General features: G+C 39.0%; 11 protein-coding genes. All 11 read left to right on the plus strand.

From position 1 onward, the window contains the following. Positions 1 to 11 precede the first annotated feature (11 nt). The 11 genes from J1905_RS22125 (at position 12) to J1905_RS22175 (ending at position 11,866) form a co-directional block, all read left to right on the plus strand. Positions 12 to 500 (plus strand): c-type cytochrome, encoded by a 489-nt coding sequence (locus J1905_RS22125; protein WP_214229385.1) that lies wholly within the window; start codon positions 12 to 14, stop codon positions 498 to 500. 26 nt (positions 501 to 526) lie between these two features. Further along, entirely contained in the window at positions 527 to 1,984 is a 1,458-nt protein-coding gene (locus tag J1905_RS22130) for a Gfo/Idh/MocA family protein (RefSeq protein ID WP_214229386.1), read from the plus strand. Positions 1,985 to 2,011: 27 nt separating this feature from the next. Beyond that, positions 2,012 to 2,707 carry a 3-keto-disaccharide hydrolase gene (locus J1905_RS22135; RefSeq protein WP_214229387.1) on the plus strand — a complete coding sequence of 232 codons (696 nt, stop codon included), beginning with the start codon at positions 2,012 to 2,014 and terminating at the stop codon, positions 2,705 to 2,707. Between the two features lie 32 nt (positions 2,708 to 2,739). Further along, positions 2,740 to 3,981: a nucleoside permease gene (locus tag J1905_RS22140; protein ID WP_214229388.1), complete on the plus strand. Its 1,242-nt coding sequence runs from the start codon at positions 2,740 to 2,742 to the stop codon at positions 3,979 to 3,981. A 38-nt stretch (positions 3,982 to 4,019) separates the two neighbouring features. Further along, entirely contained in the window at positions 4,020 to 4,901 is an 882-nt protein-coding gene (locus J1905_RS22145) for a hydroxypyruvate isomerase family protein (protein WP_173093694.1), read from the plus strand. Between the two features lie 10 nt (positions 4,902 to 4,911). Next, positions 4,912 to 5,793 (plus strand): sugar phosphate isomerase/epimerase family protein, encoded by an 882-nt coding sequence (locus J1905_RS22150; protein WP_214229389.1) that lies wholly within the window; start codon positions 4,912 to 4,914, stop codon positions 5,791 to 5,793. 182 nt (positions 5,794 to 5,975) lie between these two features. Beyond that, positions 5,976 to 6,968: an aspartate-semialdehyde dehydrogenase gene (locus tag J1905_RS22155; RefSeq protein ID WP_214229390.1), complete on the plus strand. Its 993-nt coding sequence runs from the start codon at positions 5,976 to 5,978 to the stop codon at positions 6,966 to 6,968. A 153-nt stretch (positions 6,969 to 7,121) separates the two neighbouring features. After that, positions 7,122 to 8,531 carry a D-alanyl-D-alanine carboxypeptidase/D-alanyl-D-alanine endopeptidase gene (dacB, locus tag J1905_RS22160; RefSeq protein ID WP_214229391.1) on the plus strand — a complete coding sequence of 470 codons (1,410 nt, stop codon included), beginning with the start codon at positions 7,122 to 7,124 and terminating at the stop codon, positions 8,529 to 8,531. Positions 8,532 to 8,551: 20 nt separating this feature from the next. Continuing rightward, positions 8,552 to 10,510 (plus strand): beta-N-acetylhexosaminidase, encoded by a 1,959-nt coding sequence (locus tag J1905_RS22165; RefSeq protein ID WP_214229392.1) that lies wholly within the window; start codon positions 8,552 to 8,554, stop codon positions 10,508 to 10,510. Between the two features lie 4 nt (positions 10,511 to 10,514). After that, entirely contained in the window at positions 10,515 to 11,324 is an 810-nt protein-coding gene (locus tag J1905_RS22170) for a tRNA pseudouridine synthase A (RefSeq protein ID WP_214229393.1), read from the plus strand. An 86-nt stretch (positions 11,325 to 11,410) separates the two neighbouring features. Next, a complete protein-coding gene (locus J1905_RS22175; protein ID WP_214229394.1) occupies positions 11,411 to 11,866 on the plus strand; it encodes a DoxX family protein in 456 nt (151 codons plus the stop codon). Positions 11,867 to 11,915 lie beyond the last annotated feature (49 nt).

Consider the following 11,915-nt stretch of genomic DNA (forward strand, 5'->3'; position numbering starts at 1 on the left):
ACAACACAACAATGAAAAGAACACTATTAGGTTTAGGCTGTTTAGCACTCTTTATGGCCTCATGTGCAAGTCCGGAAGAAAGAGCTGCTGCGAATAAAGCTGCAGATTCTGCTTCTACTGAAACGCATGCTACAACAGACACATCAGCAAAAGCAACAGTAACTGTTGAGGCACCACCCGCTGCTTCAACTGAGACAAAAGAAGCTGCTCCTGCTGTTGAAACAGCACCTGCACCTGCTGCAAAAATGAAAGGTGAAGCACTAATTGCTAAATCTGACTGTCTTGCATGTCACAGTAAAACTCAAAAACTTGTTGGTCCTGCTTATGTAAATGTGGCTGGTAAATATCCTGCAACTGACGAGAATATTGAACACCTTGCTGACAAAATCATTGCTGGTGGACAAGGCGTTTGGGGTGCAATTCCAATGACTCCTCACCCAGGAATAAGTAAAGACGATGCAAAAGAAATGGTAAAATATATTTTATCACTTAAAAAATAATTCAACCTACCTAACCAAATAGAACCATGGAAGAAACAAAAAAGGATCAAAATGCTACAAACAGACGTAGCTTTCTAAAAACATCAGCCATTGCTGCCTCTGCATTTATGATAGTTCCGCGTCATGTTTTGGGCGGAAAAGGATTTTTAGCTCCTAGCGACAGATTAATTGTAGCAGGAATTGGTGCAGGCGGAAAAGGTCAGTCTGATATTGCTGAATTTGCAAAAAGTGGAAAAGCCGATATCGGTTTCTTATGTGACGTGCATGATTCAAGAGCTGCAGCAAGCGTAAAAGCTTTCCCTAAAGCTAAATATTACAGAGACTGGCGCGAGTTGATGGATAAAGAAGCTAAAAATTTTGATGCTGTTTCTGTTTCTACTCCAGATCATAACCATGCCATTATTGCCCTTGCAGCAATGCAATTAGGTAAACATGTGTATGTGCAAAAACCTTTAACTCATGATATTTATGAGGCAAGAGCTTTAACTGCTGCTGCTAAAAAATATAAAGTGGTTACCCAAATGGGAAATCAAGGTGCATCTAACGATGGACCGAGACAAATGAAAGAATGGTATGATGCAGGATTGATTGGAGATGTACACACAGTTTATGCATGGACAGATCGTCCGGTATGGCCTCAGGGTATTCCATGGTCGGCTAATAAAGCTCAGGTACCATCAGATCTTGATTGGGATCTTTGGTTAGGTACTGCTCCATACAAAGATTATGTAGACAAATTGGTCCCGTTTAACTGGCGTGGCTGGTGGGATTACGGTACTGGTGCACTTGGTGATATGGGCTGCCACTTGCTTGAAGCTCCGTTCAGTGTTTTAAATTTAAAATATGCGAACGAAGTTCAAGCTAGTGTTGGTTCTGTATATGTGGATGAGTTTAAAAGAGGATATTTCCCTGATAGCTGTCCTCCATCAAGCCATGTAACCTTAAAATTCCCTAAAACAACCAAAACCAAAGGTGATGTTACTGTTCACTGGATGGATGGTGGTATCCAACCTGAAAGACCAGAAGAGTTACAAGCAAACGAAACATTTGGCGACGGAGGTAACGGAACCTTATTTGTTGGTACAAAAGGTAAAATGATGTGCGAAACTTATAGCGCAAATCCAAAATTATTACCATTAACCAAAAACAAAGACATCAAGGTAGCACAAAAATTTGCTCGTGTACAAGGCGGTTCAAGTGGTCACTACAAACAATGGGTTGAAGCTGCTATTGCCGGTTATGGCAAACAAGAAGTAAGTTCTCCTTTTGAAATTGCAGGCCCACTTACTGAAGCTTTATTAATGGCAAACCTTGCTATTCGTGGTGTTGATGTTCAACGTAAAAACAGTGAAGGAAAAATCTCATACCCTGGTCGTAATATCAAATTACTTTGGGATAATGACCAGATGAAGGTTACTAACCTGGATGATGTGAACCAATTCGTGAAACGTGAATATCGCAAAGGCTGGACATTGGGAGCATAATAAATAAAGAACATTTTAAAACATATAATGAAAAACTACATTTTCTCTGCGCTTATCTTAACTACAATAATGAGCTGCAGTAGCACAAAAAGTCAAAAAAGTACAAAGGGTTTTACCAAACTATTTGATGGTAAAACCACTGCCGGATGGCACACCTATGGAAAAACAACCGCCGGTAGTAAATGGAAAGTAGAGAATGGTACACTTCTTTTTGATCCTAAGGGAGAAAATGAAGGGGGAGGTGATTTAGTAACAGATAAGGAATACAGTAACTTCCACTTAAAACTGGAATGGAAAGTAGCGCCTAAATCTAATAGTGGTATTATTTTCTATGTACATGAAGACCCTAAAAAATATGGTGCTACTTATAGTACAGGTTTAGAAATGCAGGTTTTAGATAACGACGGTCACCCGGACGGAAAAATAACCAAGCACAGAGCGGGAGATTTGTATGATCTTGTTAAAAGCAACTCTGAACCGGTAAAACCTGTTGGAGAATGGAATACAGCTGAAGTAATCAGTAATAACGGAGCCCTTGAATTAAAGCTTAATGGCGTTAAAGTGGTAACTACTACTCTTTGGGATGAAAACTGGAAAAACATGGTATCAAAAAGTAAATTTGGTGGATGGGACGGTTTTGGAACTTTCAAATCAGGAAAAATAGCTCTTCAGGATCACGGAGATGCTGTTTGGTACCGTAACATTATGATTAAAGAACTGTAATTTATACTTTTAAAGATTAATAAAAACCCAACATGAATACGACCAACCGTGTCAAACTTTCAATCATGATGTTCCTGGAATTTTTTATCTGGGGCTCATGGTTTGTTACTTTAGGTACCTTTCTGGACAAGAATCTTTCTGCTTCAGGTTCAGAAACTGCTGCTGTTTTTTCTACCCAATCATGGGGAGCTATTGTAGCCCCTTTCATTATTGGCCTAATCGCTGATAGATTTTTCAATGCTGAAAAAATCCTGGGTGTTTTACACCTTCTTGGAGCTGCATTGATGTATCAAATGTACACTGCTACAGATATCTCTGTTTTTTATCCTTACGTATTAAGCTACATGATTCTTTATATGCCGACGCTTGCTTTGGTAAATTCAGTTTCATTTAACCAAATGAAAGATCCTGAAAAAGAGTTTTCTAATATTAGAATCTGGGGGACTATTGGCTGGATCGCTGCCGGATTAATTATCAGTTACGTGTTTATTTGGGATTCACCTGAAGCTTTATCTGCAGGTTTATTGAAAAACACATTCCTTATGGCCGGTATTGCTTCATTAGCTTTAGGCTTATTTAGTTTCACACTACCTAAAACTCCACCAAAAGTAGCTGCAGGTGAAAAGGTAAAAATTGGTGATATCTTAGGTCTTGACGCATTGAAATTATTAAAGGACAAAAACTTTGCTATATTTTTCGTTTCTGCTATCCTTATTTGTATCCCTCTGGCATTCTATTATCAAAATGCACACCCTTTCTTATCTAATATCGGTGTTGAAGGCCCAACAGGTAAAATGGCAATAGGCCAGATTTCAGAAGCGTTGTTTTTACTACTAATTCCTTTCTTCTTTAAGAAATACGGATTCAAGAAAACTATCCTTGTGGGTATGCTTGCGTGGTCTGTTAGGTACTTGTTATTTGCCTACGGAAATGCAGGAGAGCTCAGCTTTATGATCTTAATTGGCATTGCTTTACACGGTATTTGCTATGATTTCTTCTTTGTATCAGGACAGATCTACACCAACTCAAAAGCTGGTGAAAGATATAAAAGTGCTGCTCAGGGATTAATTACCTTAGCTACATATGGTGTGGGTATGCTTATCGGATTTGAAGTTGCAGGATGGATTACAGATACCTACAAAGGTGCTAATGGTGCTGCCGACTGGAAAATGGTTTGGCTAATCCCATCTGGTATTGCGTTGGTAGTTTTCTTATTGTTTGCTTTAACCTTCAACGATAAAAAGAAAATTGAAGACGAAGCAATCGCCCATTAATCTATTTGAACCAAATCAAAACTTAGATAATTAAAACAATGGAACCAGAATTAAGCAGGAGATCTGCACTGAAGAATATTGTTGCCGGAACCGCCGCTTTAGGTGTTTCGGCAGCTCTGCCGGCCTTTGCGCTTGAGCCATATCAGTCAACTATGTTAAAAGGAAATGTGAACCACTCTGTTTGTCGTTGGTGCTTCGGCAATATCGACCTTGATACTTTATGTATTGAAGCCAAAAAAATCGGGATTAAAGCCATAGACATTGTTGGGCCAAAAGATTGGCCTACGTTAAAAAAACATGGCTTATACTCTGCCATGTGCAATGGTGCAGAAATCAGTATAGATGATGGATGGAATGACCCTAAATTTCATGAAACACTGATTAAGAACTACTCAGAAATGATTCCAAGAGTTGCTGAAGCCGGATATTCGCAATTAATCTGCTTTAGTGGAGCTCGCAGAGGAAAAGATAATGAGACAGGTTGGAAAAACTGTGTAGATGGCTTAAAACAAATACTCCCTATTGCTGAAAAGCATAATGTAATAGTTGTTATGGAACTATTGAACAGTAAAGTTGACCATAAAGATTATCAATGTGACAATACTCCCTGGGGTGTTGAACTTTGCAAAAGACTAGGTTCTGAAAACTTTAAATTACTTTACGATATTTACCACATGCAAATTGATGAGGGAAATGTAATCAGTACGATACAAAATAACCATCAGTACATTTCTCATTACCATACTGCTGGTGTACCGGGAAGACATGAGATTGATGATACTCAGGAATTATTTTATCCTGCGGTTATTAAAGCTATTGTTGCAACGGGTTTCAAAGGATACCTGGCTCAGGAATTTATCCCGAAAAACAAAGACGGTATAAAATCGTTAAGAGAAGCAGTAAATATTTGTGACGTATAATTCAAAAAATATGAATTCTAGAAGAAATTTTATTAAACAGGCAGGTATTGCTGTAGCAGGTGCTGCATTATTACCTTCTTTTGCTTGCAGCGGTACTCCAGCCGGACCTGCTCATCCAATAGGTTTACAACTTTACACGCTAAGAGATCTATTACCTAAAGACGTAAAAGGTGTAATAGAGAAAGTAGCAAAGGCAGGATATAAGGAAGTTGAAACTTATGGTTATACTGCTGAAGCAGGATATTGGGGCTTGGATGCAAAATCATTTAAAGCCTTGCTTGATGCTAATGGATTAAAAGCTCCTAGTGGTCACTTCGGATTAGATGGCTTTATTAAAAGTGGAAACCTTGACGAAGTTAAGCCTCTGATTGAAGGTGCGGTTGCACTGAACATGGAGTACCTTACTTGCCCTTATCTTGATGCATCTTTAAGACCTGATGCTGATGGTTACAAAAAAGTTGCGGCAAGATTAAACGAAGCAGCAGAGTTATGTGCAAAATCTGGCTTACAGCTAGGTTACCATAATCATAACTTTGAATTTGATAAACTAGGCGATACTACCGGATACGAAATATTGCTTCAGGAAACTGACAAGAAAAATGTTCAGTTTGAAATGGATTTATACTGGGTTGTAAGATCTGGAAATGATCCACTTGCATTATTTGCAAAACACCCTGGCCGTTTCGTAATGTGGCATGTAAAAGATATGGACAAAGCTGATAACACCATCAATACAGAAGTAGGAAGTGGAAAAATCGACTTTAAGAGCATCTATAAGCACGCCAAGGAATCAGGACTTAAACACTTAATTGTTGAGCAGGAGAATTTCTCAAAGGATCCTTTTGTAAGCATTAAGCAAAGCTTTGATTACGTAAATCGCGAACTGGTTTAAGAAGATATATCTTAACAACAAAAGGGAAGTGGTTTATAAAAATCACTTCCCTTTTTTGTTTATAAGTACCCTGCTTTGCAGAAACATTTACTTAATGCTGAAATATTTCACATCTTTGGGGACTTATTAAACATAAAGCCTTTATAATTAATTAAAAACAAGTAAAAAACAATTAGAAAAAAATGAAAATTGCAGTAGTTGGGGCCACCGGTTTGGTAGGCACCGTAATGTTAAAAGTATTAGAAGAGCGTAACTTCCCGTTAACTGAATTGATCCCTGTAGCATCTGAGAAGAGTGTTGGTAAGGAGATTTCGTTCAAGGATAAGAAGTATGCTGTTGTAAATATGGAGACTGCAATTGCAATGAGACCAGATATCGCATTGTTTTCTGCAGGTGGTGGTACCTCATTAACATATGCACCTCTTTTTGCAGAAGCAGGTACAACAGTGATTGACAATTCATCAGCCTGGCGTATGGATCCTTCAAAAAAATTGATCGTTCCTGAAGTTAACGCAAGTGAATTATCTATTGATGATAAGATCATTGCAAACCCGAACTGTTCAACCATACAAATGGTAGTGGCTTTAAAACCACTTCATGATAAATACAGAATCAAACGCGTTGTAGTTTCTACTTACCAGTCAGTTACCGGTACCGGAGTAAAAGCTGTTGAGCAAATGATGAATGAGCGTAAAGGTATTACTGATGGCCCTATGGCTTATGCATACCCTATCGATTTAAATGTTATCCCTCAAATTGATGTGTTCACTGAAAACGGATACACTAAAGAGGAAATGAAAATGATTCTTGAAACACGCAAGATCATGGGCGATGACAACATTAAAGTTACGGCTACTACAGTACGTATTCCTGTTATGGGTGGTCACTCAGAATCAGTTAACATCGAGTTTGAAAACGACTTCGATCTTGCTGATGTAAGAGACTTACTAACCAAAACAGAAGGAATAATTGTTGTTGATGATCCGGCAAACCTTAAATATCCTATGCCTAAAGATGCTCATGAGAAAGATGAAGTATTTGTAGGCAGGATCAGACGTGATGAGTCTTTACCAAATACATTAAACATGTGGATCGTAGCTGACAACTTACGTAAAGGTGCTGCAACAAACGCCGTACAGATTGCGGAATATTTAGTTAAAAGTGAACTGATATAAGTTTTAACAAATCTAGTACCACTAGATCAATAACGCGGTCGTCATCCTGACGCAGGTCAGGATCTCAGAATAGCAGGACTCATCTTTCTGTTCCGAGGTCCTGAAATAAATTCAGGATTACGACCGTTTTATTTGAATACCGATTGCCAAACTATGTCTAAAAAACCATTCTTACTCCTTTTGTTCTTTCTGAACACGGTTATCGTTCTAGCCCAAACACCTGCGCAAAAACTAGAGCAAGCTTTTAACAACTTACTTGCAGATCCACAAGCTAGCTATGCACTAACATCCTTGTGTGTACTTGATGCTAAAACCGGGCAAATCATATTTGGCAGAAATGAAAATATAGGCATTGCAACGGCCTCGACTTTAAAAACTATTACATCAGCTACTGCATTCGGACTATTGGGCAAAGACTTTCAATACCAAACGACATTGGCTTATAGTGGTACAATTGATTCGGATGGGACATTAAAAGGAAACCTCATCATTGTTGGTGGTGGAGATCCTACCCTTGGTTCATGGAGATACGAAAGCAGTAAGGAAAATGTAATCTTAAATCAATGGGTAAATGTGATTAAAGCGGCTGGGATTAAAAAGATTGAAGGAAAAGTTATAGGTGATGACAGTTTATGGGGTAGCCAAACAACTCCTGATGGCTGGATATGGCAAGATATTGGCAATTATTATGGTGCGGGAGCATCTGCACTTAGTTGGAGAGAAAATCAATTTGACATTCACCTAAGGGCAAATAGAGCCGAAAACAACGTAAGTATCTTAAAAACGGTACCTGAGATGCCTTATATTAAGTTTGTCAACGAACTTAAAGCAGGTGCGCAAGGCACGGGTGATAAAGTTTATTCTTATTTACCCCCTCTAGGCAATACAGCTTACTTAAGAGGAAGCTGGGCAATAGGCATTTCAAAATCAGGAGTTTCTGCCGCCCTCCCTGATCCTTCTTTTGACGCAGCATTTAGATTGCAAGACACTTTAAATCGTATTGGGATAGCTGCTTCTGAAACAGCTACAACAGCACGGCAGTTAACAGTCGAGCAAAAGCCAATGCCAACTGTAACACAAAAACTAGCTACTATCAGTTCCCCTACCCTTGGCGAAATTGTGTACTGGTTTAACAAAAAAAGCGTAAACCTATATGGTGAACACTTATTAAAAACCATTGCCTGGAAATCGGGAAAAGAAGCAACTACACAAAACGGAGCAGCAACCGTAATTAATTACTGGTCAGCAAAAGGAATAGATAGTCGTACTTTAAACATTATGGATGGCAGTGGACTATCACCCGCTACCAGAGTAACCACCGCAGCTATGGCAAATGTTCTTTTTCAGAGCCAAAAAGAAAGCTGGTTTCCCATATTTTACGAGTCTCTTCCAGAAAACAATGGAATGAGACTTAAAAGTGGGAGCATTAGTGACGTTTCTGCCTATGCAGGTTATTACACCGACAAGAATGGAAATAAATACATCATTGTCATAAATATAAACAACTATTCCGGCTCCGGAATCAGCAAAAAATTGTTCAGGGTACTCGATGCCCTTAAGTAAAATTGTAAATTGCGGCAATTATGAAAAATACCTTTTACCTGTTATGTCTAAGTCTCTTAAGTATTCCTGCATTTGGTCAATACGCTCCTAACACCGAAACAACTACAGAAACTATTGCCATCGTAAACAATGCACCTGATATTGCAATTATCCCAGAACCGGTATCGGTTATAAAAAGTGACGGATACTTTGTACTTCCATCAAATGTGGTAATACAAGCACCGGCTATACCGGAAGTTAAACAGGTAGTTACTTTTTTACAGGAAAGGCTTTCTATTCCTACCGGAAGTTATGTGGCTGAGGTCAGCACCCCTTCTACTTCCTCAACCATTAATCTGATTTTAAATGACAAGCAGAACTCGGCATTAGGTGCTGAAGGTTATCAGCTGTCAGTAACACCAAACCACATCACTATAAAAGCAAACAAACCTGCGGGGTTATTTTATGGGGTACAGAGCCTTATTCAGCTATTTCCAAAAGAAATCGAGAGCAAAGAAGCCATTGAAGACATAACATGGAAAGCTCCTTGTGTAGAAATAATAGATTATCCTCGTGTTGGATGGAGAGGCTTAATGTTTGATGTTGCCCGTCACTTTTTTACAAAAGCCGAGGTGAAACAATACATCGATGCTATGGTCCGCTATAAATATAACGTCCTGCATTTACACCTTACCGATGACGAAGGTTGGAGAATAGAAATAAAAGGCTTTCCTAAACTAACTGATGTTGGTGCCTGGAATGTAAAAAAGGTTGGCGAATTTGGGAACTTCTTCCCTCCATCCGCTGATGAACCGCGGAATTATGGTGGCTTTTACACACAAGACGACATAAAAGAACTGGTGCAATATGCTAAAGAAAGATTTGTAAATATTTTACCCGAAATAGATGTTCCAGGTCATAGTTTAGCGGCAATAGCATCTTATCCGGAGCTCTCATGCACACCGGGTGCAGAGAACTATCGTGTACGTTCAGGCGAGCGAATCATGGACTGGTCAAGAGGTGCTCCTCCTATTGCTTTAGTCGACAATACGCTTTGCCCTGCCAATGAAAAAGTATACAGTTTTTTAGATACAGTAATAACCCAGGTAGCACAATTATTCCCTTTCGAATACATCCACATGGGTGGCGACGAGGCTCCTTTCAATTTTTGGGAGAAAAGCGATAGCATTAAAGCCTTAATGAAAAAGGAAGGATTAAAGAACATGCATCAGGTTCAGGGCTATTTTGAAAAACGCATTCAGAAGATTGTGGAATCAAAAGGAAAGAAATTTATGGGCTGGGATGAGATTCTGGATGGAGACATGCCTCAAAACATTGCAGTGATGAGCTGGAGAGGCATGAAATACGGAATTGAAGCCGCCAAAAGAAAACACGAAGTAGTGATGAGTCCTACTACTTATGCGTACCTCGATTACATGCAGGCCGATGCTATTACAGAGCCCAGAGTATATGCTTCATTAAGGCTAAGCAAATCATACGAGTTTGATCCCATACCTGCGGGTGTCGACAAGAAATACATCAAAGGCGGACAAGCTAACCTTTGGACTGAACAGGTATACAACATCCGTCAGGCAGAATATATGACCTGGCCAAGAGGACTGGCAATAGCCGAGTCTGTGTGGTCGCCAATTGAAAAGAAAAACTGGAACAATTTCTTTAATCGCGTTGAGCAGCATTTTAAAAGGCTTGACGTAGCAGAAACGAAATATGCCCCTAGTGTTTATGACCCTATATTTAGCGTAAGCAGATCGGCTGATAAACAGTTAATGATCGAATTAAGCACCGAGGTACAAGGATTGGATATTTATTACAGCTTTGATAACTCATTCCCCGATCGCTTTTACCCTAAGTACACAGAAAAGATGACGCCTCCAAAAGATGCAACTACAATGAGAGTAATTACATACAAAGGGAAACAACCAGTAGGCAGAATGCTTTCTATGCCAATTGATGAATTAAGCAAACGATCTAGAAGATAAGAAATTGAGATACTTTGTCCATATTGGCTACAACGGATTACATTATAACGGCTGGCAAAAACAACCCGGAGTACTAAACGTACAGGGTGTGCTTGAAAAAGCACTTACTCAGGTGCTAAAAACTGAAGTATTTATTAATGGCTGCGGAAGAACCGATGCGCATGTACATGCAAGTCAATTCTTTTTCCATATGGATATAGAACACGAATGGGATTTCGATCTGATGTTCAGATTAAACAAACTCCTACCTGCCAATATTGCCATATTTGACATCATTGCTATGGATGGTTTACAACATGCCAGATTTGATGCCGTCCAAAGATCGTACGACTACTTTATCCACACCTATAAAGACCCATTTTTAAATGGGCTGAGTTCTTTTTATTTGCTACAAGATTTGCATTTTGATAAAATGAAAGAGGCAGTCGATGTACTTCCAAAGTACAAAGATTACAGAGCCTTTTGCACCAGTCCCGATAAATACGAGCACACCATCTGCAATGTCATGTCGGCAAATCTTGCTGTAGATCCCAGCGGAGATAAGTTACGCTTCCAGATCTCTTCAAATCGCTTCCTGAGCAAAATGATTAGGATTATCATGGGGCAAGTTTTAAAAGTAGGCAAAGGACTTTTAACTGTAGATGAATTTGAAAGTTACCTGATCACAAAGCAAACTCCGGAATTAATTACACCCGCACATCCACAAGGATTATACCTATCAAAAGTGACTTACCCTTATCTGAATTTACCAAGAAGAACCTCATTTTCATCGATACTACAGAACCAGGCTGACCTTTCCTGGAAAACATTATAATATATTGATTGTTAATATCTTGCTATTGATTATTTAATCAATTTTAATTAGCTTTAATAGACCATTATAAAATAGGAGGCATTATCATGACTGTTATTCAAAAAATCGAGCACTGGGGCGATGTACATCATGCCAAATGGCTGGACATTATCCGTATTGCATTAGGTATTCTCATTTTCAGCAAAGGCATTGCAATTGTCAGCAATACAGAAGCGCTTCAAAATTTGTTATTGCAAAATAACGTATTTGGCTTTTCCGGAATGATGGCGAGTCTAGCGGTTCACATCATTGGATTTGTGCATCTGGTTGGAGGCCTCCTAATTGCCATCGGACTTGTTACAAGGTTTGCATCTGTAATACAGATTCCAATACTACTCTGCGCCGTTTTCTTTGTAAACCTGTCGCATGGTTTTTCAGCTTTGAACTCCGAATTATGGCTATCAATTATCGTATTGCTATTATTGGTTCTTTTTTGGGTTGTTGGATCTGGCCCCTACTCGGTGGATCACTCCATGAAAAAGAGACAAGATATCAATAGATAAATAGGCTTATATAATAGCGATTCTATGATTCTTAGTATCTTTCGGCATA

Source organism: Pedobacter sp. B4-66 (assembly GCF_018492665.1).
Taxonomy (GTDB): domain Bacteria; phylum Bacteroidota; class Bacteroidia; order Sphingobacteriales; family Sphingobacteriaceae; genus Pedobacter.

Excerpts from the sequence above, each read along its gene's own strand:
- J1905_RS22125 (WP_214229385.1), top strand. The coding sequence starts at position 12 with ATGAAAAGAACACTATTAGGTTTAGGCTGTTTAGCACTCTTTATGGCC.
- J1905_RS22130 (WP_214229386.1), top strand. The coding sequence starts at position 527 with ATGGAAGAAACAAAAAAGGATCAAAATGCTACAAACAGACGTAGCTTT.
- J1905_RS22135 (WP_214229387.1), top strand. The coding sequence starts at position 2,012 with ATGAAAAACTACATTTTCTCTGCGCTTATCTTAACTACAATAATGAGC.
- J1905_RS22140 (WP_214229388.1), top strand. The coding sequence starts at position 2,740 with ATGAATACGACCAACCGTGTCAAACTTTCAATCATGATGTTCCTGGAA.
- J1905_RS22145 (WP_173093694.1), top strand. The coding sequence starts at position 4,020 with ATGGAACCAGAATTAAGCAGGAGATCTGCACTGAAGAATATTGTTGCC.
- J1905_RS22150 (WP_214229389.1), top strand. The coding sequence starts at position 4,912 with ATGAATTCTAGAAGAAATTTTATTAAACAGGCAGGTATTGCTGTAGCA.
- J1905_RS22155 (WP_214229390.1), top strand. The coding sequence starts at position 5,976 with ATGAAAATTGCAGTAGTTGGGGCCACCGGTTTGGTAGGCACCGTAATG.
- dacB (WP_214229391.1), top strand. The coding sequence starts at position 7,122 with ATGTCTAAAAAACCATTCTTACTCCTTTTGTTCTTTCTGAACACGGTT.
- J1905_RS22165 (WP_214229392.1), top strand. The coding sequence starts at position 8,552 with ATGAAAAATACCTTTTACCTGTTATGTCTAAGTCTCTTAAGTATTCCT.
- J1905_RS22175 (WP_214229394.1), top strand. The coding sequence starts at position 11,411 with ATGACTGTTATTCAAAAAATCGAGCACTGGGGCGATGTACATCATGCC.